This window comes from Blastococcus sp. SYSU DS1024 (genome assembly GCF_054050795.1).
On the sequence record NZ_JBJHAA010000008.1, the window covers coordinates 64,834 to 88,072 of the forward strand.

General features: G+C 73.5%; 19 protein-coding genes and 1 tRNA gene. 6 read left to right on the forward strand and 14 right to left on the reverse strand.

The genetic code is table 11. The annotated features are described in order from the left end of the window. The first annotated feature begins 53 nt into the window (after nucleotides 1-53). A complete protein-coding gene (locus ACI79S_RS09535) occupies nucleotides 54-485 on the forward strand; it encodes a pilus assembly protein TadG-related protein (RefSeq protein ID WP_456593191.1) in 432 nt (143 codons plus the stop codon). 55 nt (nucleotides 486-540) lie between these two features. On the opposite strand, the gene ACI79S_RS09540 is transcribed toward ACI79S_RS09535, so the two are convergent. Next, nucleotides 541-622: transfer RNA gene (locus ACI79S_RS09540), tRNA-Tyr, on the reverse strand. A gap of 103 nt (nucleotides 623-725) precedes the next feature. Here ACI79S_RS09540 and ACI79S_RS09545 point away from each other — a divergent pair. Both ACI79S_RS09545 and pstS read left to right on the forward strand, forming a co-directional pair. Then, nucleotides 726-1,217: a YajQ family cyclic di-GMP-binding protein gene (locus ACI79S_RS09545; RefSeq protein WP_135145734.1), complete on the forward strand. Its 492-nt coding sequence runs from the start codon at nucleotides 726-728 to the stop codon at nucleotides 1,215-1,217. A gap of 131 nt (nucleotides 1,218-1,348) precedes the next feature. Beyond that, nucleotides 1,349-2,449 carry a phosphate ABC transporter substrate-binding protein PstS gene (pstS, locus tag ACI79S_RS09550; protein ID WP_456593192.1) on the forward strand — a complete coding sequence of 367 codons (1,101 nt, stop codon included), beginning with the start codon at nucleotides 1,349-1,351 and terminating at the stop codon, nucleotides 2,447-2,449. 12 nt (nucleotides 2,450-2,461) lie between these two features. Here pstS and htpX read toward each other — a convergent pair whose 3' ends face one another. Next, nucleotides 2,462-3,328 carry a zinc metalloprotease HtpX gene (gene htpX, locus ACI79S_RS09555; protein ID WP_456593193.1) on the reverse strand — a complete coding sequence of 289 codons (867 nt, stop codon included), beginning with the start codon at nucleotides 3,326-3,328 and terminating at the stop codon, nucleotides 2,462-2,464. 201 nt (nucleotides 3,329-3,529) lie between these two features. Between htpX and ACI79S_RS09560 the strand changes: the two genes are divergently transcribed. Both ACI79S_RS09560 and ACI79S_RS09565 read left to right on the forward strand, forming a co-directional pair. Then, nucleotides 3,530-5,500, forward strand: coding sequence for a 2-oxoacid:acceptor oxidoreductase subunit alpha (locus ACI79S_RS09560; protein ID WP_456593194.1), 1,971 nt, complete (start codon nucleotides 3,530-3,532; stop codon nucleotides 5,498-5,500). Beyond that, nucleotides 5,497-6,591 carry a 2-oxoacid:ferredoxin oxidoreductase subunit beta gene (locus ACI79S_RS09565; protein WP_456589092.1) on the forward strand — a complete coding sequence of 365 codons (1,095 nt, stop codon included), beginning with the start codon at nucleotides 5,497-5,499 and terminating at the stop codon, nucleotides 6,589-6,591. The genes ACI79S_RS09560 and ACI79S_RS09565 overlap by 4 nt, the downstream gene beginning before the upstream one ends. 4 nt (nucleotides 6,592-6,595) lie before the next feature. Here ACI79S_RS09565 and pdxR read toward each other — a convergent pair whose 3' ends face one another. Next, complete coding sequence (gene pdxR, locus ACI79S_RS09570; protein WP_456593195.1) at nucleotides 6,596-8,020, reverse strand: MocR-like pyridoxine biosynthesis transcription factor PdxR; 1,425 nt, start codon at nucleotides 8,018-8,020, stop codon at nucleotides 6,596-6,598. Nucleotides 8,021-8,108: 88 nt separating this feature from the next. Here pdxR and ACI79S_RS09575 point away from each other — a divergent pair, with 88 nt between their 5' ends. Next, nucleotides 8,109-8,795 carry a pyridoxamine 5'-phosphate oxidase family protein gene (locus ACI79S_RS09575; RefSeq protein WP_456593196.1) on the forward strand — a complete coding sequence of 229 codons (687 nt, stop codon included), beginning with the start codon at nucleotides 8,109-8,111 and terminating at the stop codon, nucleotides 8,793-8,795. Here ACI79S_RS09575 and ACI79S_RS09580 read toward each other — a convergent pair. From ACI79S_RS09580 to nuoF, 11 genes are all read right to left on the reverse strand, one after another. Then, complete coding sequence (locus ACI79S_RS09580; RefSeq protein WP_456593197.1) at nucleotides 8,779-9,957, reverse strand: PQQ-dependent sugar dehydrogenase; 1,179 nt, start codon at nucleotides 9,955-9,957, stop codon at nucleotides 8,779-8,781. The genes ACI79S_RS09575 and ACI79S_RS09580 overlap by 17 nt on opposite strands. Nucleotides 9,958-9,979: 22 nt before the next feature. Further along, nucleotides 9,980-11,047, reverse strand: a complete 1,068-nt coding sequence (locus tag ACI79S_RS09585; RefSeq protein ID WP_456593198.1) for a polyprenyl synthetase family protein — start codon at nucleotides 11,045-11,047, stop codon at nucleotides 9,980-9,982. 1 nt (nucleotide 11,048) lies between these two features. Continuing rightward, the gene (nuoN, locus tag ACI79S_RS09590; RefSeq protein ID WP_456593199.1) at nucleotides 11,049-12,593 is read right to left on the reverse strand and encodes an NADH-quinone oxidoreductase subunit NuoN; all 1,545 of its coding nucleotides are present in this window, start codon (nucleotides 12,591-12,593) and stop codon (nucleotides 11,049-11,051) included. Continuing rightward, nucleotides 12,590-14,176, reverse strand: a complete 1,587-nt coding sequence (locus tag ACI79S_RS09595; protein WP_456593200.1) for an NADH-quinone oxidoreductase subunit M — start codon at nucleotides 14,174-14,176, stop codon at nucleotides 12,590-12,592. The genes nuoN and ACI79S_RS09595 overlap by 4 nt, the downstream gene beginning before the upstream one ends. A gap of 70 nt (nucleotides 14,177-14,246) precedes the next feature. Continuing rightward, nucleotides 14,247-16,154: an NADH-quinone oxidoreductase subunit L gene (nuoL, locus tag ACI79S_RS09600; protein ID WP_456593201.1), complete on the reverse strand. Its 1,908-nt coding sequence runs from the start codon at nucleotides 16,152-16,154 to the stop codon at nucleotides 14,247-14,249. A gap of 20 nt (nucleotides 16,155-16,174) precedes the next feature. Next, entirely contained in the window at nucleotides 16,175-16,474 is a 300-nt protein-coding gene (gene nuoK / locus ACI79S_RS09605) for an NADH-quinone oxidoreductase subunit NuoK (RefSeq protein WP_091931090.1), read from the reverse strand. Further along, nucleotides 16,471-17,316, reverse strand: a complete 846-nt coding sequence (locus ACI79S_RS09610) for an NADH-quinone oxidoreductase subunit J (protein WP_456593202.1) — start codon at nucleotides 17,314-17,316, stop codon at nucleotides 16,471-16,473. The genes nuoK and ACI79S_RS09610 overlap by 4 nt, the downstream gene beginning before the upstream one ends. Continuing rightward, nucleotides 17,313-17,951, reverse strand: a complete 639-nt coding sequence (nuoI, locus tag ACI79S_RS09615; protein ID WP_456593203.1) for an NADH-quinone oxidoreductase subunit NuoI — start codon at nucleotides 17,949-17,951, stop codon at nucleotides 17,313-17,315. Before nuoI ends, ACI79S_RS09610 begins: the two co-directional genes overlap by 4 nt. Further along, a complete protein-coding gene (nuoH, locus tag ACI79S_RS09620; protein WP_456593204.1) occupies nucleotides 17,944-19,422 on the reverse strand; it encodes an NADH-quinone oxidoreductase subunit NuoH in 1,479 nt (492 codons plus the stop codon). Before nuoH ends, nuoI begins: the two co-directional genes overlap by 8 nt. Beyond that, nucleotides 19,419-21,914: an NADH-quinone oxidoreductase subunit G gene (locus ACI79S_RS09625; RefSeq protein ID WP_456593205.1), complete on the reverse strand. Its 2,496-nt coding sequence runs from the start codon at nucleotides 21,912-21,914 to the stop codon at nucleotides 19,419-19,421. Before ACI79S_RS09625 ends, nuoH begins: the two co-directional genes overlap by 4 nt. Then, complete coding sequence (gene nuoF / locus ACI79S_RS09630; RefSeq protein ID WP_456593206.1) at nucleotides 21,911-23,239, reverse strand: NADH-quinone oxidoreductase subunit NuoF; 1,329 nt, start codon at nucleotides 23,237-23,239, stop codon at nucleotides 21,911-21,913. The genes ACI79S_RS09625 and nuoF overlap by 4 nt, the downstream gene beginning before the upstream one ends.

The following is a 23,239-nucleotide window of genomic DNA, read 5'->3' on the forward strand; positions in this document are numbered from 1 at the left end:
GGATCGTGTCGACGACCCGTGGCTGCCGCTGACGCGTGCTTACGCTGCCGCGCGTGCACCCCGGCCCGGACGACCGCGAGCGCGGCTCGACGCTGCCCTTCGTGCTGGTGTGCTGGCTCGTCGCGGCCCTCATGGCCTTCGGGGCGATCGCCGCGTCCGACGCCTTCCTGGAGCAGCAGGCGGTGCAGTCGGTCTGCGACGGCGCCGCCCTGGCCGCCGCGAACCAGGCCGACGAGGCGGTGGTCTACGCGCACGGAGTGGGCACCGAGCTCCCCCTCGGCCGCGCCGCCGCGCAGGCAGCGGTCGCCGACCAGCTCGCCGACGGGGGGCTCACCCTGGACAGCTGGACCGCCGAGACCGACGGGGCCGAGGTGACGGTGCGGTGCACCCGCCACGTCGACATCGCGTTCGGCTGGCTCTTCCTCGGCGGTCAGCAGCTCGAGCGCACCGCCGTCTCCAGCGCACGGGCCCCCACGGCCCCCTGACCCCCGGCACGCGAACGGCCCCCGACCTGGTGGTCGGGGGCCGTCGTACCGGGCGTGGCGGGTGAAGGATTCGAACCTTCGTAGGCTAAGCCGACGGATTTACAGTCCGCTCCCATTGGCCACTCGGGCAACCCGCCGTGTTTGGTACCGGGAGAGAGTAACAAGACGACGGACCCACGGGTGACGGGTCCCCGGCGACGCGACCGCGCGCCGGGTCCGTCCGGGACGGAGAGGACAGACATGGCCGACGCATCGTTCGACGTCGTGAGCAAGGTCGACCGCCAGGAGGTCGACAACGCCCTCAACCAGGCGGGGAAGGAGCTCTCGCAGCGGTTCGACTTCCGCGGCACCAACGCCACCATCGCCTGGGCCGGCGAGGACGGGGTCACGCTGCAGGCGGACACCGAGGAGCGCGTCTCGGCGGCCCTGGAGGTGTTCAAGGAGAAGCTGATCAAGCGCGGCATCTCGCTCAAGGTGCTCGACGCGGGCGAGCCGCAGGCGTCCGGCAAGAGCTACAAGATCGGCGCGACGATCAAGCAGGGCATCGAGTCCGACGTCGCGAAGAAGATCGCGAAGCTGATCCGCGACGAGGGTCCCAAGGGTGTGCAGGCGCAGATCCAGGGCGACCAGCTGCGGGTCAGCGGCAAGAAGCGGGACGACCTGCAGGCGGTGCAGCAGCTGCTCCGCGGGGCCGACCTCGACGTCGCCCTGCAGTTCGACAACTACCGCTGAGCCGCCGCCCCGGCAGGGGCGGCCCGGCGGCGGCGGAGGCCCGGGACGGCGTCCGTGCCTCGGGCGCACCGGGTCGTACTGTCGGGGACCGGCGTCCGTCCCGGGCGCCGCCCGACCCCTGAAAGGCCCCCGTGACTGCCCGCAGAAGCATCGCCGCCCTGACCGGTGCGGTGGTCGTCGGCGGCTTCGCCGTCTTCGCGGCGAGCTACGTCCCGCCCAACGAGCGCCGGAGCGTCGACGAGGGGGTCGAGCTGCTCAGCGGCTCCCTCGTCGGCGCCGGCTCCAGCGCCCAGCAGGCGGCCATGCAGGGCTGGACCGCCGGCTTCACGGCCGTCCAGCCCCGGGTGAACGTCAGCTACGACCCGATCGGCTCCGGTGGCGGCCGCGAGCAGTTCCTCGCCGGCGGCATCGACTTCGCCGGCTCCGACGCGGCGCTGGACGAGGAGGAACTCGCCCAGGCCGAGGAGCGCTGCGGCCCCTCCGGCGTCTTCGAGCTGCCGAACTACATCTCCCCCATCGCCGTCGTGTACAGCCTCGAGGGCGTCGAGCAGCTCAACCTCTCCCCCGGGACCCTCGCCGGCATCTTCGGCCAGCGGATCACGAACTGGAACGATCCGGCGATCGCCGCCGACAACCCCGACACCACGCTGCCGGACCTGGCGATCACGCCGGTCAACCGCGCCGACGATTCCGGCACCACCGAGAACTTCACCGAGTACCTGGCCGCCACGGCAGGCGCTGGGTGGCCGCACGAGCCCGACGGCACCTGGCCGGTGCCCGGCGGTGAGGCAGCCCAGGGGAACTCCGGCGTCGTGGCCGCCGTGGGGGGCGGGCAGGGCACCATCGGCTACGCCGACCTCAGCCAGGCCGGCGACCTCGGCGTCGCGAACATCGGCGTGGGCGACGAGTTCGTCGCCCCGACGGCCGAGGCCGCAGCCGCCGTCGTCGAGAACTCCCCGCGCCTCGAGGGGCGCGGTGAGCACGACGTCGTCATCGAGCTGAACCGGGACACCACCGGGTCCGGCGAGTACCCGATCGTGCTCGTCAGCTACCACATCGGCTGCATGGAGTACGACGACCCGGAGGTCGCCGAGCGGCTCCGGGCCTTCATGACCTACGTCGTCAGCCCCGAGGGGCAGCGGGCCGCCGCCGAGGTCGCCGGGTCGGCGCCGATCTCCGACGGCCTCCGGGAGCAGGCGCTGGACGCGATCGACGCGGTCCGGGCCACCTGACCCCCGGACGCGTCAGCCGCGGCCGAGCTCCCGGGCCATCTGCTCCAGCCGGGCGATCCGCTCGGGCATCGGCGGGTGGCTGGCGAACAGCGACGCCATGCCCGCCCCGCGGAAGGGGTTGGCGATCATCAGGTGGCTCTGGGTGACCAGCCGGTCGTCCTGGGGCAGCGGCCGGGCCGCCGTCCCCCGCTCGATCACCCGCAGCGCGTCGGCGAGCGCGAGCGGGTCCTGCGACAGCTGGGCGCCGGAGGCGTCGGCCTGGTACTCCCGGCTGCGGCTGATCGCCATCTGCACCACCCCGGCGGCGAGCGGGCCGAGCAGCATCAGCAGCAGGCCGCCCAGGGCGTTGCCGCCGCCGCGGTCGTCGGACCGGCCGCCGAACAGCGAGGCGAACATCGCCATGTGGGCCAGGTAGGTGATCACCGTGGCCATGGCGCCGGCCACCGAGCTGATCAGGATGTCGCGGTTGTAGACGTGCGAGAGCTCGTGCGCGAGCACCCCGCGCAGCTGGCGGCGGTCGAGCAGCTCGAGGATGCCCTGGGTGACGCAGACGGCCGCGTTGCGCGGGTTGCGGCCGGTGGCGAACGCGTTGGGCTGGTTCGTCGGGCTCACGTAGAGCCGGGGCATGGGCTGGCGCGCCTCGGTCGCGAGCTCGCGGACGATCGCGTACAGCTGCGGCGCCTGCGTCTCGGTCACCGGGAAGGCCCGCATGGCGCGCAGCGCCAGCTTGTCGGAGTTGAAGTAGGCGTACCCGTTGACGCCGAGGGCGATGACCAGCGCGATGAACAGACCACCGCGCCCGCCGATCAGCGCCCCGGCCATGAGGATCAGCCCGCCCATCAGGCCCAGCAGCAGGGCAGTCTTCAGTCCGTTGGTCATGCGTTGCACGACCGGTCCAACGCCGTCCGGGGAGCCCCCGTTCCCGGCGGCGGGCCGACCGTCACCCGGCGGAATGACCGGGGCGCCGGCGGGGTTCCTCCTCGCGGACGCGGTGACATCCTCGCCGCTGCGGCGTGTCCGGTTGCACATCCCGACCGCGTACACGCGCACGTAACCTCGCCCGGTGGAGGTAGACCGCTCATGACTGGCACCAACCCGACCGTCGCGCCGTCGGGCGCGAACGGCGCCCCGGCCACCCCGGTGTCCGGTTCCGCTCCCGGGGGGCTCGTCAAGAGCGTCGTGGAGCTCGACCGCGTCGTCATCCGGCTGGCCGGTGACTCCGGCGACGGCATGCAGCTGACCGGCAACCGGTTCACGAGCGAGACGGCGTCCTTCGGCAACGACCTGAAGACGCTGCCGAACTTCCCGGCCGAGATCCGCGCGCCGACGGGGACCCTGCCGGGGGTCAGCTCCTTCCAGCTGCAGTTCGCCGACCACGACGTCATGACGCCGGGCGACGCCCCGGACGTGCTCGTGGCGATGAACCCGGCCGCGCTCAAGGCCAACCTCGGCGAGCTCCCGGGCGGTGGTCTGCTGATCGTCGACTCCGACGAGTTCACCCCGCGCAACCTGGCGAAGGTCGGCTACGCCACCAACCCGCTGGAGGACGGCTCGCTCGAGGGGTGGCAGACCGTCAGCGTCCCGCTGACGTCGATGACCCTCGACGCGCTCGCCGACTCGGGCCTCGGCAAGAAGGAGGCCGAGCGCAGCAAGAACATGTTCACGCTCGGCCTGCTGAGCTGGATGTACCACCGGCCCACCGAGGGCACGGTCCGCTTCCTCGAGCGGCAGTTCCGCCGCAAGCCGGAGATCGCCGCCGCGAACATCGCCGCGTTCCGCGCCGGCTACAACTACGGCGACACCACCGAGGCGTTCGCGGTCAGCTACGAGATCAAGCCGGCCCCGATGAAGCCCGGGCGCTACCGCAACATCTCGGGGAACCAGGCGCTCGCCCTCGGGCTCGTGGCCGCCGGACAGCGCTCCGGGCTGCCGGTGTTCCTCGGCGCGTACCCGATCACCCCGGCGTCGGACATCCTCCACGAGCTGTCCCGGCACAAGGCCTTCGGCGTCCGCACCTTCCAGGCCGAGGACGAGATCGCCGGCATCGGTGCCGCCCTCGGCGCCTCCTTCGGCGGCGCGCTGGGCATCACGACGACGTCGGGCCCCGGTGTGGCGCTCAAGGCCGAGACCATCGGCCTGGCGGTCATGACCGAGCTGCCGCTGGTCATCGTCGACGTCCAGCGCGGTGGCCCCTCCACCGGGCTGCCGACGAAGACCGAGCAGTCGGACCTGCTGCAGGCGATGTTCGGCCGCAACGGCGAGGCCCCGATCCCGGTCATCGCCCCGCGCTCCCCCGGTGACTGCTTCGACGCCGCCGTGGAGGCCGCGCGGATCGCGCTCGCCTACCGGACGCCGGTCATGCTGCTGTCGGACGGCTACCTCGCCAACGGCGCCGAGCCGTGGGCGATCCCGGACGCCGACTCGCTGCCGGACCTCACGGAGTCGGTGGCCTTCGCCACCGAGCCCAACGGCGAGGACGGCGAGTTCCTCCCGTACCTGCGCGACCCCGAGACCCTGGCGCGCGCCTGGGCCATCCCGGGCACCGCGGGCATGCAGCACCGGATCGGCGGGCTGGAGAAGGCCGACAAGACCGGCAACATCTCCTACGACCCGGCCAACCACGACTTCATGACCCGCACCCGGCAGGCGAAGATCGACGGCATCGCCGCCTCGATCCCGGCCACCGACGTCGAGGACCCCGACGGCGACGCGCGCGTCGCCGTCATCGGGTGGGGCTCCACCTACGGCCCGATCGGCGCCGCCTGCCGGCGGATCCGGAGCTCCGGCCGGAAGGTCGCCCAGCTCCACCTGCGGCACATCAACCCGTTCCCCGCCGATCTCGGCGAGGTCCTGGCCCGGTACGACCGGGTCATCTGCCCGGAGATGAACCTCGGGCAGCTGGCCCTGCTGCTGCGCGCGAAGTACCTGGTGGACGTGCAGAGCCACACCCAGGTGCGCGGGCTGCCCTTCCGGGCCGCCGAGCTCGCCGCGGTCATCCAGGACGCCATCGACTCCACCACCGCTGCCCCCGTGAACGGAGCGCTCCAGTGACCACCGTCGAACTCGGCATGCCAGACGCGCCGACCCCGATCGACGCCGCCATCGCCCGCTCGCTCGAGCAGCACGGTCCCAAGCAGACCGAGCTCAAGGGCAAGGACTTCAAGACCGACCAGGAGGTGCGCTGGTGCCCCGGGTGCGGTGACTACGTCATCCTCAACGCCGTCCAGAGCTTCCTGCCGAGCCTGGGCATCGCCCGCGAGGACATGGTCATCGTCTCCGGCATCGGGTGCTCGTCGCGCTTCCCGTACTACATGAACACCTACGGGATGCACTCGATCCACGGGCGCGCCCCGGCGATCGCGACCGGCCTCGCCGCCTCGCGCCCCGACCTCTCGGTGTGGGTCGTCACCGGCGACGGGGACGCGCTCTCCATCGGCGGCAACCACCTGATCCACGCGCTGCGGCGGAACGTCAACATGACGATCCTGCTGTTCAACAACCGGATCTACGGCCTCACCAAGGGCCAGTACTCGCCCACCTCCGAGGTCGGGAAGGTCACCAAGTCCACGCCGATGGGCTCGCTGGACCACCCGTTCAACCCGGTGTCGCTGGCGATCGGCGCGGACGCCACCTTCGTCGGCCGGGCGATGGACTCCGACCGCAAGGGCCTCACCGAGGTGCTGCGGCAGGCCGCCGAGCACCAGGGCACCTCGCTGGTGGAGATCTACCAGAACTGCAACATCTTCAACGACGGCGCGTTCGAGCTGCTGAAGGACCCGGCGACGGGCCCGATGTGGACGATCCCGCTCGTCCACGGCGAGCCGCTGGTGTTCGGCCCGGACGGCGCCTCGTGCGTGGTCCGCGACGACTTCGGCGGGCTGCGGATCGCCGAGACCAACCAGGTCGACGCGAGCGAGATCGTGGTCCACGACGCGACCCGCGAGGACCCGTCCTACGCGTTCGCGCTGTCCCGGCTGTCCACGCAGGACCTCCGGTACACCCCGATGGGCGTGTTCCGGAAGGTGGCGAAGCCCAGCTACGAGGCGATGATGTCCGAGCAGCTGCACGAGGCCCGGCTGCAGGGCCCCGGCGACCTCGACGCCCTCCTCGCCGGCGGCGACACCTGGGAAGTGAAGGCCTGACGTTCTAGGCCATGACCTCGGGCCCGTCCTCCTCCCGGAGGGCGGGCCCGAGCTCGTTCGCGGGGTGCTCGCGCAGGACCTCGCCCAGCACGGCCAGCGCGCCGCGCAGCTCCTCCCGGGTAGGGGCGGCGAAACCGACGACCAGGCCGGAGCGCCGGTGGCCCTCGCCGACGGTGTGGCGGGCCAGGCCGTCGAGCGCCACGCCCCGCGCCGCGGCGGCGCTCCGGACCGCCTCCTCCGCAGCGGGGTCCGGCAGAGGCACGAGGACGTGCGCCCCGGCGGCGTCGCCCTCGGCCCGGTGGCCGGCGGCCCCGACCGCGGCGCGCACCTCGCCGGCCCGGGCGACGAGCTCGCGCCGCAGGCGGCGCAGGTGCCGGGCGAGGTCCCCGGAGGCCGCGAACCCCGCGAAGACCCGCTGACCGGCCCGGGCGGGCCGGGTGCCGGTGGCGGTGCGGCGGAGCAGCAGCTCCGCCCGCAGCGGCTCGGGCGCCACCATCCAGCCGACGCCGAGGGTCGGGCTCAGGATCTTGCTCGTCGTGCCCAGGTGGACCACGACGTCGGGCCCCAGCGCGCCCAGCAGCGGCAGCGGGGCGACGTCGTAGCGCAGCTCCCCGTCGTAGTCGTCCTCCAGCACCCACCACCCCTCGGCGCGGGCCCGGGCGACCAGCCCGAGCCGGCGCGCGGCCGACATCCGGCGGCCGAGCGGGTACTGGTGCGCCGGCGTGCAGTAGACGGCGGCCACCCCGGACGGGAGCGCGTCGACGACCAGGCCGTCGTCGTCGACCGGGGCCGGGACGACCTCGACCCCGGCGTCGCGCAGCGCACCGACGACGCGCTGGTAGCCGGGGTCCTCGACCGCGACCCGGCTGCCCGGCGGCAGCGTGCGCGCCACCTCGCCGACCGCCGCCGAGGTACCGGCCGTGGCCAGCACCTCCTCCGGCCCGGCGGCCAGCCCCCGGTGCCGCAGCAGGTGCTCACCCACCGCTGACCGGAAGGCGGGGTCACCGGCGGCCTCCGGGTGGGCGTCGGGGGCCTCGTCGCCGGCGGCCCGCCAGGCCCGCCGCCAGGCCGCCCGGTCCAGGACCTGCAGGCACGGCGACCCGGCCCGCAGGTCGACCAGCGCCCGTGCGGCCGATGACCGGACAGCAGGAGCGCGGGCCGCCGGGGGCGCCGCCGCCACCGTGCCGAGGACGTACGTGCCCGCGCCCCGGCGTCCGCCGAGCCACCCCTCGGCCAGCAACTGGTCGTAGGCGGCGACGGTCACCGTGCGGCTCACCCGCAGCGCCGCGGCGAGCGCCCGCGTCGACGGCAGCCGGTCACCGGGCCGCAGCGTGCCGTCGGCGGCGGCGGTGCGCAGCTCCTCGGCCAGCTGGACCGACAGCGGCGTGCCCGAGCTCCGGTCGAGCAGCACCGGGGGGAGGTCGACCACGGTGCTCCTGCCGCCGACGAAGTGGACTGCCGAGAACCTAGCGGATTGGCTGTTCCGGAGGTCCACCCCGCCGTCCAGGATCGACGTCGTGGACATCGACGCGCCGCTCTCCCCCACCGACCGCAGCACCGTCCGCCGGGGCAGCAAGCGCGCCCGCACCGACCGGGCCGACCTCTACGCCGTGCTCGACGCCGGCCTGATCGGCCACCTCGGCATGCAGCTCGGCGACGCCCCGGTCGTGCTGCCCACCGGCTACGGCCGGCGCGGCGAGACCCTCTACCTGCACGGTTCGACGGGGGCGGCGACGCTGCGAGCCGCCGCGGAGGGGGTGCCGGTGTGCTTCACCGTCACCCACCTGGACGGGATCGTCTACGCCCGCTCGGCCTTCCACCACTCGGTCAACTACCGGTGCGCCGTCGTGCACGGCACGGCCCGGCTGCTCGACGACCCGGCGGAGCGGTTGCTCGGCCTGGAGGTGCTGACCGAGCACCTCGCGCCCGGCTCGTGGTCGGCCACCCGGCTCCCCGACCGCAAGGAGCTCGCCGCCACCGCGGTGCTCGCCCTGGACCTGGCCGAGGCCAGCGTGAAGATCCGCACCGGCCCGCCGGGGGACGACGAGCGCGACATCGAGGGCGCGGGGACGCCGGACCCGGTGTGGGCCGGCGTCCTCCCGGTCCGGACGGTGCTGGGCGAGCCGCAACCCTGCCCCCTGCTGCCGGCCGGGACCGCCGTCCCCCCGCGGGTGACCGGCCGGGGCCTCAGCCCTGCGGGGTGACGCGGAGCAGCTGGTCCCGGCCGCCCCCGTTGTCGGTGGTCACGTACAGCGCGCCGTCGGTGCCCTGCTCGACGGTGCGGATGCGCCCGTAGGTGCCGTCCAGCTCGGGCAGCCGGAACTGCTCGACGAGGGCGCCGTCCTCGTCCAGGCGCAGCGCCAGCACGTGCTGCCCGCGCAGCGCGCCGAGCAGGAGCACCCCGTCGTAGTCGCCCCACTGGTCCCCGTCGAGGAAGGTGCCGTCGCTCGGGGCGATGGGCGGGGCGCCCGAGTCCCAGACCGCCGGGACCGCCCCCTCGATCTCCGGGTCGGTCATCGGCACGCTCTCGTCGTAGCCCCCGCCGCCCACGGGGTCCCAGCCGTAGTTGGCGCCGGGTCGCAGCAGGTTCACCTCGTCGTTCCGGTCGGGGCCGTGCTCGACCGAGTAGACCTGCTCCGTGCCCGGCCGGAGGGCCAGGCCCTGGACGTTGCGGTGCCCGTAGGTCCAGATCAGGTCCGCCGCACCGTCGTCCGGAGCGGCGAAGGGGTTGTCCGGCGGCGCCTCCCCGGTGGCGGGGTCGGCGCGGAGCACCTTGCCGGCCAGGGAGCCGAGGTCCTGCGGGTGGGTGCCGACCGCGTTGTCCCCGGTGCCGACCAGCAGGGCGCCGTCCGGACCGAACTCGAGCCGGCAGCCGCCGTGCCGGCCGCTGCGCTCGTTGAGCGGGATGCCGCCGATCAGCGGGTCGTCCACCCGGGTGGCCGCGGACCAGTCCTCCGCCACCGTCCACGCGACGACGCCGATGAACCCCTCCCGGTCGCCCTGGCACGTGTAGAACCGCCGGTTCTCGGCGAACGCCGGGTCCAGCGCCAGGCCCATGAGCCCGGTCTCCCCGACGGCGAACAGGTCGCCGAGGTCGGCCTGGACCTCCCGGACCGTGCCGTCCGGGAGCACGGCGGTGAAGCCGCCCGCGCGCTCGTCGAGCAGCAGGGTGCCGTCCTCGGTCTGGGCGACGTCCCAGGGGTGGTCCAGCCCGTCCGCGACCACCTCGACCTCCAGCGACGGAGCGCCGGCGGGCGCCGAGGTCGTCGGGGGGGTCGAGACTGAGCCGGCGTCCTCCTCCGACCCGCCCCCGCACGCCGCGAGCGGGAGGGCCAGCGCGATCAGGCAGGCGAGGGAGGACCGCATGGCCTCCCGGTGCCCAGCGCGCCTAGCTGGTACGCGTGACCACGTAGTCGCACAACGCCGACAACGCGTCCCGCACCTCGCCCGCCGGGACGACGTCCAGCCGGGCGCGCGCCCGGTCGGCGTACTCACGCAGCACGTCGGTGGCGCGGGCCAGCGACCGGGAGGAGCGGAGCAGCGCGAGCGCCTCGGCGTGCTCGGCGTCGTCGGTGACCGGGCCGGCCACCAGGTCCCGGAGCCGGGCCTCCGCGGGGTCGTCGCCGGCCAGCGCGAACAGCACCGGGAGGGTGGCGATCCCCTCGCGGAGGTCGGTGCCCGGCGACTTCCCGGAGACGTCGTCGGTGCTGACGATGTCGATCAGGTCGTCGGAGATCTGGAAGGCGACACCGACCTCCTCGCCGAACTCGGTCAGCGCCGCCACGAGGTCCTCGTCGACGCCGGCGAAGGAGGCCCCGAAACGGGCCGACGTCGCCACGAGCGACCCGGTCTTGTCGGCGAGCACCTGCAGGTAGTGGGCGATCGCGTCGTCGCCGGGCTGGGCGCCGACGGTCTCCTTGATCTGCCCGGTGACCAGTCGCTCGAAGGTCCGCGCCTGGATCCGCACGGCCTCGGGGCCCAGGTCGGCGAGGATGTCCGACGCCCGGGCGAAGAGCAGGTCGCCGGTCAGGATGGCGATGCTGTTGCTCCACCGGCTGTTGGCGCTGGGCGCGCCCCGGCGCACGGCGGCCTCGTCCATCACGTCGTCGTGGTACAGCGTCGCCAGGTGGGTGAGCTCGCAGACGACGGCGCCCTGCGTGACCTGCGCGGCGGACGGATCGCCCAGCTGCGCGGCCAGGAGCGCCAGCATCGGCCGGAACCGCTTGCCGCCGGCGGCCATGAGATGGCCGGCGGCCTCCCGCACGAACGGGTGCTCGCTGCCCACGGCGACGGCCAGCTCGGACTCCACCCGGGCCAGCCCGTCGGCCAGCGCCTCCCCGAGGGCACCCTCGGGGAGCCAGGGGCCGATGGTCGACGCCGGGGTGGAGATCCGGTGCCGCACCTCGGACACAGCCTCGTGGGGAGTGCCGTCGGCTGCGGCACGGGCTCCGGTCATATCAACCGACGAAGATAGCCGCCTGCTGCGCGAGGTCGAGCACCGCCCCGGGCAGGACGCCGAGCGCGAGGGTCGCGGTCGCGGTCACCGCGAGCACGATGGTCGTCGGCAGCCCGGGCACCCCCACCGTCGGGCCGTCGGCGACCGGCTCGGAGAAGTACATCAGCACGATGACCCGGAGGTAGAAGAAGGCCGCCACCGCGCTGGCCAGCAGCGCCACCAGCGCCAGCGGCCAGGCGCCCTGCTCGATCGCGGCCCGGAAGACCGCGAACTTGCCGGTGAACCCGGCGGTGAGCGGGATGCCGGCCAGCGCCAGCAGGAACAGGGTCATCACCGCGGCCGTGACCGGGGAGCGCGCGCCCAGCCCCGCCCACTGCGACAGGTGGCTCGCCTCGCCGTCGCCGTCCCGCACGAGGGTCAGGACGGCGAAGGCGCCCAGCGTGGTGATCCCGTAGGCCAGCAGGTAGAACATCGTGGCGGACAGGCCGGAGCCCCCGCCGTCGGCACCGAGGCCGATGACGCCGGTGAGCAGGAAGCCGGCGTGCGCGACCGAGGAGTAGGCGAGCATGCGCTTGAGGTCGGTCTGGGTCAGCCCGAGGATCGCGCCCACGACCATGGAGACGATGGCCGCGGCGTAGACCAGCGGCCGCCACGTCCACTCGACCGGGCCGAACGCGACGTAGAGCAGCCGGAGGAGCGCGCCGAAGGCCGCGACCTTCGTGCATGCCGCCATGAACGCGGTGACCGGCGTCGGAGCGCCCTGGTAGACGTCGGGCGTCCAGGCGTGGAACGGCGCCACGCTGGCCTTGAACAGCAGGCCGACGACCAGCAGCGACAGGCCCAGGACCAGCAGGACGCCCCCGCCGTCGACGGTGGCGGCGTCCCGGATGTCGCTGAGCCGGACGCTGCCGACCGCGCCGTAGACCAGGGCCAGGCCGTAGAGGAAGAAGGCCGAGGCGAAGGCGCCCAGCAGGAAGTACTTGACCGCCGCCTCCTGGGAGAGCAGCCGACGCCGCCGGGCCATCCCGCTGATCAGGTACAGCGGCAGGCTGAGCACCTCGAGCGCCACGAACATGACCAGCAGGTCGTTCGCCGCGACGAACAGCATCATGCCGCCGAGCGCGAACGTGGCCAGCGGGTAGACCTCGGTCTGCACCCGGGGCACCGTGGCCAGCTCCCGGTCGCGCGGGCTGCCCGCGGGCACGGCGGCGCTGACGACGAACGCCGACCGCGCCGGGTCGAGCGCGCGCTCGGCGAACAGCAGGACCGACAGCGCGCCCAGGCCGGCGATGGTGGCCTGCAGGAAGAGCGCCGGGTCGTCGACCGCCAGCGCGCCACCGGCGGTGACCTCGGGCTCTCGGGTCCAGGCGACGAGCAGAGTGGCGAGGAGGGCGCCGACGGTGCCGACGAGCGCGAGCGCCACCTGGGCCGGGTGGCGCCGGTCCCGCGGTACGAACGCCTCCACCAGGATCCCGGCGCACGCCGCGCCGAACACGACCAGCAGCGGGGCCAGCGCGGCCCAGGAGAGGTCGGGTGCCTCGATCATCGGTCGGTCCCTCCGGAGGCGCCCAGGTCACCGAGGGTGGCGACGACGGCCGGTTCGATCAGGTCGATCAGCGGCTGCGGGTACACACCCAGGCCGATGATCAGCGCCACCAGCGGCACGACGACGGCCAGCTCGCGCCGGTCGAGGTCGAGCACCCGCAGGGAGCGGCGCGGGGCGGTCAGCGTGGCGGTGGCTCCCCCACCACCGGCCGGCGCGGGTTCGGCCGGGTCCTCCTGCAGCAGCACGCCGCGGGGCGGGCCGTGCATGGTGCGCTGGTACATCAGCAGCACGTAGAGCGCGGCCAGGACGATGCCGACCGTCGCCAGCACCGTGAACACCGGCCGCTCGGGGAACGAGCCGATCAGCACGAGGAACTCGCTGACGAAGCTGTTGGTGCCCGGCAGCGCCAGGGAGGCGAGGCCCGCCACCAGGAAGGCGCCGGCCAGCAGCGGGGCCTTCGCCGCCACGCCGCCGTAGTCGGCGATCCGGCGGGAGCCCCCGCGGGCGATGAGCATGCCGACGACGAGGAACAGCAGCCCGGTCGCCAGGCCGTGGTTGACCATGTACAGCACCGCGCCGGTGCCCGCCTCGGTGGTGAAGGCGAAGATGCCCAGCGCGATGAAGCCGAAGTGCGAGATCGAGGTGTAGGAGACCAGCCGCTTCATGTCGCTCTGGCCCATCGCCAGCAGCGCGGCGTAGAGGATGCCGACCACCGCCAGGACCAGCACGAAGGGCGCGAAGTACCGCGAGGCGTCGGGGAACAGCGGCAGGCAGTAGCGCAGGAAGCCGAACGTGCCGACCTTGTCCAGGACGCCGACCAGCAGCACCGACCCGCCGATCGGGGCCTCGGCACCGGAGTCGGGCAGCCAGGTGTGGAACGGCACCAGCGGCGCCTTGATCGCGAAGGCGACGAAGAAGCCGAGGAACAGCAGCCGCTGGACGTCGGGGTCGATGTCGAGCTGCCGCAGCGTGTCGAAGGCGAAGGTGCCCTCGCCGAGTGCGCCGGCGCTGACCACGTAGAGACCGATCACCGAGGCGAGCATCACCAGCCCGCCGACCAGGCTGTAGACGAAGAACTTGACCGCCGCGTACTGCCGGCGCGGCCCGCCGAAGCTGCCGATCAGGAAGTACATCGGGACGAGCATCGCCTCGAAGAACACGTAGAACAGCAGCACGTCGATGGCGACGAAGACCCCGACCATCATCGCCTCGAGCAGCAGTAACCAGGCGAAGAAGACCCGTGCCGGGCGGCGTCCGTCGTCGGCCTCGTGCCAGGAGGCGGCGACCACCAGCGGCACCAGGACGCCGACGAGCAGCACCATCACCAGGGCTATGCCGTCGACCCCCAGCGCGAACTCCGACCCGAAGTCGGGGATCCAGGACACCGACGTCGTCAGCTGGAACCGCGCCCCGCCGACGTCGAAGGCGAGCGTCGTCAGCACGGCCAGCAGCAGCACCACGAGGCTGACGGCCAGCGCCACCTGCTTGGCCAGCAGATCGCGCCCGCGCGGCAGGGCGGCCACCGCCGCGGCGCCGACGGCCGGCACGGCGATCATCGCCAGCAGCCAGGGGAAGTCGCTCACCGCAGCACGTCCTTTCCAGGGCACCGGTCGGCGCTCGAGACCATGTGTTCGCTCCCGCGGGCGGCCCCGCTCATCCGGACGTCACCGCCAGCAGCGCGCCCGCGACCACGACGGCGCCGCCGAGCATGCCGAGGGCGTAGCTGCGCACGAAGCCGGTCTGCACCCGGCCCAGCCGGGACGACGAGCCACCCAGGCCGGCGGCCAGGCCGTTGACCGCACCGTCGACGCCGCGGTTGTCCAGCCAGACCAGGGCGCGGGTGAGCCACTGGCCCGGCCGCATGAACAGCGACTCGTTCACCGCGTCGGCGTAGAGGCCGTTGCGGGCCGCCCGGGTGACCGGGGAGACCCGGACCGGGGCGGTGACCGGCACCTCGCGGCGGCCGACGAACAGCCAGGCGACCAGCACGCCGAGCAGCATCACGACGGTGACGACCAGGCCGATCACCGCGGGGGCGACGACGTGCGCCGCCTCCGCCGGCTCGCCGAAGACCGGCTCCAGCCAGCCCGACAGCGGGAACACCGACACCAGCAGGCCGCCGGCGGCGATCGAGCCGACGGCGAGCACCACCATCGGCGCGGTCATCACTGCGGGCGCCTCGTGCGGGTGGACGCCGTCCTCCCAGCGCGGCCGGCCGAAGAAGGTCATGAGCATCAGCCGGGTCATGTAGAAGGCGGTCAGCCCCGCGCCCAGCACGGCGACCCCGCCGAGGACCCAGCCCCAGACGTCGTCCCGGTCCAGAGCGGCCTCGATGATCGCGTCCTTGGTGAAGTAGCCGGAGAGGAACGGGAACCCGATCAGGGCGAGGTAGCCCAGACCGAAGGTGACGAAGGTGACCGGCAGCTTGTTCCACAGGCCGCCGAAGCGCCGCATGTCCACCGAGTCGCGCATCGCGTGCATGACCGAGCCGGCGCCGAGGAACAGCCCGGCCTTGAAGAACCCGTGCGCGAGCAGGTGCGCCAGGCCGGCGACGTAGCCGGCCGGCCCGAGCCCGACGGCCAGGAACATGTAGCCGATCTGGCTGACCGTCGACCAGGCCAGCACCTTCTTGATGTCGTCGTAGGCGCAGCCGGCGATCGCCCCGATCAGCAGGGTGAGCGCGCCGATCGCCAGCACCACCGCCCGCGCGGTCGGCGTCTCGTCGTAGATGGGGGCCGACCGGGCGATGAGGTACACGCCCGCGGTGACCATCGTCGCCGCGTGGATCAGCGCCGAGACCGGGGTGGGGCCCTCCATGGCGTCGGGCAGCCACGCCTGCAGCGGGAACTGGCCGGACTTGCCGCAGGCACCCAGCAGCAGGAGCAGCCCGATCGCGGTGATCGTCCCGCCCGCCAGGGCGCCCACCGACCCGAAGACGCCGGCGTACGACGTCGTCCCGAGCTGGGCGAACATCACGAAGATGGCCAGGGCCAGGCCGACGTCGCCGACCCGGTTCATGATGAAGGCCTTCTTCGCCGCCGTGGCCGCGGCCGGGCGGGTGTACCAGAAGGCGATCAGCAGGTAGGACGCCAGGCCGACGCCCTCCCAGCCGACGTAGAGCGCCACGAAGCTGTTGCCCAGGACCAGCAGCAGCATCGCCGCGACGAAGAGGTTCAGGTAGGCGAAGAACCGGCGGCGCCCGGGGTCGTGCGCCATGTAGCCGATCGAGTAGACGTGGATCAGCGAGCCGACGCCGGTGATCAGCAGGACGAAGACCGCCGACAGCGGGTCGTAGAGCAGCCCGGCGGTGACGTCGAGCTCGCCGGTGGCGATGAAGGTGAACAGCTCGACGTCGGCCGGCGCCCCGTCCTGACCGGCCAGCTGCACCGTGCAGAGGACCGCGAGCAGGAAGGCGGCGCCCACCGTCGCCGTCCCCAGCAGGTGGCCCCAGCGGTCGGTGCGGCGGCCACCCAGCAGCAGCACCGCGGCCCCCAGCAGGGGCAGCGCGATCAGCAGCCAGGACCAGCCGAGCAGCCCGTCCGCGGGCAGCGTCTCAGACACAGAAGTCCCCGTCCCGCGCGTCAGTACTTGAGGAGGTTGGCGTCGTCGATCGAGGCGGACCGCCGGGTCCGGTAGATCGACATGATGATCGCGAGCCCGACGACCACCTCGGCGGCCGCCACGACCATGACGAACAGCGCGATGATCTGGCCGTCGACGGTCCCGGTGGACCGGGCGAAGGTGATCAGCGTGAGGTTGACGGCGTTGAGCATCAGCTCCACGCACATGAACACGACGATCGCGTTGCGCCGCACGAGCACGCCGACCGCCCCGATGGTGAACAGGATCGCGGCGAGCACGAGGTAGTGGCTCAGGCTCACCGTTCCCGCCCTCCGGGCACGTCGCTGACGGTGGGGTCCATCGACCCGAGGGCGGCATCGGGTGAGCCGAGCTGCTCCCGGCCGGTGGGACGGGGCAGCTGGTCGACCTCCGGCGCCTCGATGCCGGTGGCGAGGGTGTCCTCGGCGAAGCGGCCGTCGGGCAGCAGCCCCGGCGCGGCCACCGAGTGGGCGCGGGCGTAGACCCCCGGGCCCGGCAGCGTCTGCGGCCGGTCGGTGAGGAAACGGGCCCGGGAGAGCTCGATCTGACCCTTGCGGCTGCCCGGGGTCCGCTCCATCTGGGTGAAGACCAGCGCGCCGACGGCCGCGACGATGAGCAGCCCACCGGTGACCTCGAACGCCACCAGGTACCGCGAGTACAGCAGGCCGGCGATCGCCTCGACGTTGCCCGCCGAGGCACCGCCCGCCCCGCCCTGCACCGCCTCGAGCCCGGCGACCGGCAGGTCGCGGGTCGCCCGCGCGATGCCGGCCCCCACGATCGCGGCGAAGCCGACGCCGAGCAGCGTGGCCGCCACCCGCTGACCGCGCAGGGTCTCCACGACCGAGTCGGAGGAGTCGCGCCCCACGAGCATGAGCACGAAGAGGAAGAGGATCATGATCGCGCCGGTGTAGACGATGATCTGCGCCGCCCCGAGGAACGGCGCCTCCTGGACGACGTAGAAGACCCCCAGCGACAGCATCGTCAGGACCAGCCACAGCGCGGAGTGCACCGCGTTCCGGCTGAACACCATGCCCAGCGCCCCGGCCAGCGCGACCGGGCCGAGGATCCAGAAGACGACGGCCTCGCCGGTGCCGATGACGACGCCGGCGGTGTCCGGGCTCACGGGCGGGGCTCCGGTTCGCGCACGTAGTAGTCCTTCTCGTCGTCCCCGAGCCGCATCGGGTGCGGGGTGGCCTCCATGCCGGGCAGCAGGGGGGCCATCAGCTGTTCCTTGGTGTAGATCAGGTCCGCCCGGTTGTCGTCGGCGAGCTCGAAGTCGTTGCTCATCGTCAGCGAGCGGGTGGGGCAGGCCTCGATGCACAGCCCGCAGAAGATGCAGCGCAGGTAGTTGATCTGGTAGACCGCGCCGTACCGCTCACCGGGCGAGTAGCGCTCGTCCTCGGTGTTGTCCCCGCCCTCCACGTAGATGGCGTCGGCCGGGCACGCCCAGGCGCAGAGCTCGCAGCCGACGCACTTCTCGAGCCCGTCGGGGTGCCGGTTGAGCACGTGGCGGCCGTGGTAGCGCGGCTTGGTCACCTTCGGCTCGTACGGGTACTGCTCGGTGGTCACGGTCCGGAATATCTGGGCGAAGGTGACCCCGAACCCCTGGACCGCGGCGGGCAGGAGGCTGTCCCGGACGGCGGGCCGGTTGCGACCACCCGCCGACGAGTGCTCCACCTCCCCGCGGGACCGCCGGACCATGTCCTGCTCGCCGGGCAAGCCGCGCGCGGGGGTCTCCCGCTCGTCGCGGTCAGGCATCGCGCTCCTCCTCGACGGTGGCGGTGCCGCGCCGCCCGGTGCTGACGACCGGCGCCGCGTCGGCGGTGGTGGTGGTGCTGGGCTGCCGCCGCAGCCGGGGCGACGGCGGCACCTGCAGGTCCATCGGCGGGACGGGGAACCCGCCCTCCGCGCGGCTGGGGCCACCGGCGGGCCGGCGGCGTGCCCCGGCCGGCGGCAGGACCTCGGGTTCGGCCCGGGTCGGGTGGTTGGAGCCGGCCGCGGCCTCGGCAGCGGCGAGCCGGGTGTCCTTGTGCGCGGAGCGGCCGCCGAGCCAGAGCGCGACGAGCACCAGCAGCGCCGCCGGGACCCCGACGTAGAGCGCCACCTCGCCGGTGGAGAGGGCGGTCTCCCGGGAGACGGTGCGCATCGTCGCCACGATCAGGATCCAGACCAGGGCGACCGGGACGAGCACCTTCCACCCGAAGCGCATGAACTGGTCGTAGCGCAGCCGGGGCAGCGTGCCGCGCAGCCAGATGAAGACGAACAGGGCGGCGACGACCTTGAGGAAGAACCACAGCAGCGGCCACCAGCCCGTGTTCGCGCCGTCCCATATCGAGATCGGCCACGGCGCGCGCCAGCCACCCAGGAACAGCGTCGCGGCCAGCGCCGAGACGGTGACCATGTTGATGTACTCGGCGAGGAAGAACAGGGCGAACTTCAGCGACGAGTACTCGGTGTGGAACCCACCGACGAGCTCGCTCTCGGCCTCGGGGAGGTCGAAGGGCGCCCGGTTGGTCTCCCCCACGACGGCGATCGCGTAGAGCACGAAGGACACCGGCAGCAGGACGACGTACCAGCTGGGGCCGGTGAACTCCCAGCCGAAGAAGGACAGCTGGTTGCCGTCGGCCTGGGCAGCGACGATCTCCGAGGTGGACATCGTGCCGGCGTAGAGGAAGACCGCCACGATGGACAGCCCCATCGCGATCTCGTAGCTGATCATCTGCGCCGCGCTGCGCATGCTCCCCAGCAGCGGGTAGGTGGAGCCGGAGGCCCAGCCGCCCAGCACGATCCCGTAGATGCCCATGGCGGACATCGCCAGGACGATCAGCACCCCGATCGGGGCGTCGGTGAGCTGCAGCGGCGTCTGCTCGCCGAAGATGCTCACGACCGGGCCCATCGGGATCACCGAGAAGGCGACGAACGCCGGGACGGTGGCGATCACCGGGGCCAGGAAGTACACCGGCTTGTCGGCCATCGCCGGCATGATGTCTTCCTTGAACGCCAGCTTGAGCCCGTCGGCGAGGCTCTGCAGGTAGCCGCGCGGGCCGACCGTGTTCGGCCCGATCCGCTGCTGCATCCGTGCGACGACCTTGCGCTCGAAGACGATCGCGAACAGCGTCATCGCGACCAGCACGGCGAAGACGCCGACGATCTTGATGAGCACGATCCACCAGACGTCCTGCCCGAAGTCCGCCAGCGTCGGCTGGTCGGCCGCGGCCCACAGGTTCATCGCACGACCTCCCCGGCGACGGCCGACGTGCGGGCCAGCCGCACGACCGCGCCGGGCCCGGCACCCAGCGCGCTCCGGATCTCGCTGCCGGGCGAGCGCATCGGCAGCCACACCACCTGGTCGGGCATGGCGGTGACCACCACCGGCAGGCTGATCGAACCGGTGGCCCCGCTGACGGAGAGCCGGTCGCCGTCGGCCAGGCCGAGGCGGGCGGCCGTGCCGGCGCCGATGCGGGCGACCGGGCGGCGCGCGGTGCCGGCCAGCTCGGGCTCGTCCCGCTGCAGGGTGCCCACGTCGAGCAGCTGCCGCCAGGACGCCAGGACCGCCTCGTCGTCCCGGAGCAGCGGGGCAGCCGGCGGGGCGACGTCGGGCCCGGAGGCGGCCGCGGCGGACCGGCGGGCCCCCAGCGCGGAGAGCGCGGACCGCGCCACCTCGGGCGCGGGCAGCCGCAGGTCGACGTCCATCGCGTCGGCCAGGCCGTGCAGGACACGGCCGTCCGGCAGCTGCCCGGAGCCGTGCAGCGTCGCGTCGAAGGACCGCAGCCGGCCCTCCCAGTCCAGGTAGCTGCCCGCCTTCTCCGGCGCGGCCGCGACCGGCAGGACGACGTCGGCGCGCTCGGTGACCGCGCTGGGGAACATCTCGAGGCTGACCACGAAGGCCGCCGCGTCGAGGGCCGCCAGCGCCAGGGCGGGGTCGGGCAGGTCGGCCGGGTCGACGCCGCCGACCAGCAGGCCGGGCAGCCGGCCGCTGCGCGCCGCGGTGAGGATGCCGGTGGCGTCCCGCCCCGGGACGGCGGGCACGGCGCCGGGGTCCACGCCCCAGACCGCGGCCACCTCGGCGCGGGCGACGTCGTCCTCGACGGTCCGGCCACCGGGCAGCAGGTTCGGCAGCGCCCCGGCCTCGACGGCGCCGCGCTCGCCGGCGCGGCGGGGCACCCAGGCGAGCCGGGCCCCGGTCGCCCGGGACAGGGCGAGCAGGGCGGAGAACGCGCCGGGGACCTCGGCCAGCCGCTCACCGGCCAGGACGACGGCGCCCGGCTGCCGCAGCGCCTCCACCGCGGGGCCGCCCCAGGTGCCCTCGGCGAGCGCGAGCAGCGACCGCGCCTCGGCCCCGGGGACCGTGGTGAGCACCGTCGCCTCCAGCTTGGCCGCGGCCCGGGTGGCGAACGGCGCGAGGTCGAAGACCGGCAGCCGGCGGGTGCGCACCGCCCGGCGCAGCCGCAGGAAGAGGATCGGTGACTCCTCCTCCGGTTCGAGTCCGGCCAGGAGGACCGCCGGCGCCTCGCCGAGGTCGTCGTAGGTGACGGCACCGGTCGCCGGCCCGGTACCGGCGATCGTGGTGGCCAGGAACGCCAGCTCCTCGGCCGAGTGCGCGCGGGCGCGGGCGTCGACGTCGTTGGTACCCAGGGCCACCCGGGCGAAGGTGGCCCAGGCGTAGGCGTCCTCGAGCGTGAGCCGGCCGCCGGGGAGCACCCCGACACCGCCCTCGGCGCGGGCCCGGAGCAGGCCGGCGGCGGCCGCGGCCCAGGCCTCGGGCCAGGACGCCGGCCGCAGCTCCCCGTCCGCCCCCCGCACCAGCGGGGTGGTCAGCCGGGCGTTGGCGCTGGCGTAGCGGAACGCGTAGCGGCCCTTGTCGCAGGTCCACTCCTCGTTGACCGCGGGGTCGTCACCGGCCTGCCGGCGGGTGATCTTCCCGCGCCGGTAGTCGGTGCGCATGGCGCAGCCCGAGGCGCAGTGCTCGCAGACGCTGTCCTCGCTGCGCAGGTCGAAGGGGCGGGCGCGGAACCGGTACTGAGCGCTGGTCAGCGCCCCGACCGGGCAGATCTGGGTGGTGTTGCCGGAGAAGTAGGACTCGAACGGCTCGTCCTCGTAGATCGCCACCTGCTCCAGCGCGCCACGCTCGAACAGCTCGATGAACGGGTCGCCGGCCACCTGCTGGGAGAAGCGGGTGCAGCGGGCGCAGAGGACGCAGCGCTCCCGGTCCAGCAGCACCTGGCTGCTGATCGGCAGCGGCTTGGGGTAGGTCCGCTTCTCGTCGACGTACCGGCTCTCGGCGCGGCCGTTGCTCATCGCCTGGTTCTGCAGCGGGCACTCGCCGCCCTTGTCGCAGGTCGGGCAGTCGAGCGGGTGGTTGATCAGCAGCAGCTCCATGGTGCCCTGCTGCGCCTTGTCCGCGACCGGGCTGGTGAGCTGCGTGTGGATCTCCATGCCGTCGGTGACCGGCATGGTGCAGGAGGCGACCGGCTTGCGCTGCCCCTCGACCTCGACCAGGCACTGCCGGCAGGCGCCCACCGGCTCGAGCAGCGGGTGGTCGCAGAACCGCGGGATGAAGACGCCGACCTGCTCGGCGGCGCGGATGATCAGCGTGCCCTTCGGCACGGCGACGTCGAACCCGTCGATCGTGCAGTGGACGGCGTCCGGCGGGGTGTGCGGGCCGGGGGCGCCCGGCGGCACGGCCGGGGCGGGCGGCGGGTTGGCGGGTGTCAGGGTCATGACGCAGCTCCCACGGGCTCGAGGCGGAGGCTGCGCCCCAGCCGGGCCTGCTCCTCGGGGGGGAGCAGGGCCACGTAGTCGTCCTTGAAGTACTTCAGCGAGCTGGTGATGCAGCTGGTCGCCCCGTCACCGAGGGCGCAGAACGAGCGGCCCAGGATGTTGTCGCAGGTGTCGAGCAGGATGTCGAGGTCCTGGGCGGTCCCCCGCCCGTGCGCGATCCGCTCGAGGATCTGCACCAGCCAGTAGGTGCCCTCGCGGCAGGGCGTGCACTTGCCGCAGCTCTCGTGCGCGTAGAACTCGGTGAACCGGAGCGTGGCCTCGACGATCGAGTCGGTCTCGTCGAACACCATGAGCGCGGTCGTGCCGAGCATCGAGCCCGCAGCGGCCACGGAGTCGAAGTCGAGCGGGACGTCGAGGTGCTCGGCGGTGAAGTACGGCGTCGACGAGCCGCCCGGCGTCCAGAACTTCAGCTCGTGACCGGGGCGGACGCCGCCGGCCATCTCGAGCAGCTCGCGCATCGTCGTGCCCATGGGGGCCTCGTACTGGCCCGGCCGGACGACGCGGCCCGACAGCGAGTAGATCTTCGGCCCGGGCGACTTCTCCGGGCCGAACGCCTTGAACCACTCGGCCCCGCCGCGGACGACGAACGGCACGCTGGCCAGCGTCTCGACGTTGTTGATGACCGTCGGGGCCCCGTACAGGCCGGCGACCGCGGGGAAGGGCGGCTTGAGCCGGGGCTGGCCGCGGTAGCCCTCGAGCGAGTCCAGCAGCGCGGTCTCCTCGCCGCAGATGTACGCACCGGCGCCGGCGTGCACGATCAGCTCCAGGTCGTAGCCCGAGCCCAGGATGTCGGTGCCGAGGTAACCGGCGGCGTAGGCCTCCCCCACGGCGTTGAGCAGCCGCCGGTGGGCGTGCACCGCCTCGCCGCGGACGTAGATGACGGCCAGTTTCGAGCGGATGGCGTAGGACGAGATGATCACGCCCTCGATCAGCGAGTGCGGGTCGGCCATCATGAGCGGCAGGTCCTTGCAGGTGCCCGGCTCGCCCTCGTCGGCGTTGACCACGAGGTACTTGGGCATCGCCGCGGGCCCGCTGGGCTCCTCCCCCGGCTTGGGCTGGGGGATGAAGCTCCATTTCATGCCGGTGGGGAAGCCGGCGCCGCCGCGGCCGCGCAGGCCGGAGTCCTTGACCAGGGCGACCAGCTCGTCGGGCTGCATCGACAGCGCGGTGCGGAGTGCGGAGTAGCCGTCGAGCCGCTCGTAGGTGGCGAGCCGCCAGGACTGCTCGGCGCCCCAGCGGCTGGTGAGGACAGGGGTGAGGGGCAC

Excerpts from the sequence above, each read along its gene's own strand:
- ACI79S_RS09545 (WP_135145734.1), top strand. The coding sequence starts at position 726 with ATGGCCGACGCATCGTTCGACGTCGTGAGCAAGGTCGACCGCCAGGAG.
- htpX (WP_456593193.1), bottom strand. The coding sequence starts at position 3,328 with ATGACCAACGGACTGAAGACTGCCCTGCTGCTGGGCCTGATGGGCGGG.
- ACI79S_RS09585 (WP_456593198.1), bottom strand. The coding sequence starts at position 11,047 with ATGACCGGAGCCCGTGCCGCAGCCGACGGCACTCCCCACGAGGCTGTG.
- ACI79S_RS09580 (WP_456593197.1), bottom strand. The coding sequence starts at position 9,957 with ATGCGGTCCTCCCTCGCCTGCCTGATCGCGCTGGCCCTCCCGCTCGCG.
- ACI79S_RS09560 (WP_456593194.1), top strand. The coding sequence starts at position 3,530 with ATGACTGGCACCAACCCGACCGTCGCGCCGTCGGGCGCGAACGGCGCC.
- nuoI (WP_456593203.1), bottom strand. The coding sequence starts at position 17,951 with ATGCCTGACCGCGACGAGCGGGAGACCCCCGCGCGCGGCTTGCCCGGC.
- nuoH (WP_456593204.1), bottom strand. The coding sequence starts at position 19,422 with ATGAACCTGTGGGCCGCGGCCGACCAGCCGACGCTGGCGGACTTCGGG.
- ACI79S_RS09625 (WP_456593205.1), bottom strand. The coding sequence starts at position 21,914 with ATGACCCTGACACCCGCCAACCCGCCGCCCGCCCCGGCCGTGCCGCCG.
- nuoN (WP_456593199.1), bottom strand. The coding sequence starts at position 12,593 with ATGATCGAGGCACCCGACCTCTCCTGGGCCGCGCTGGCCCCGCTGCTG.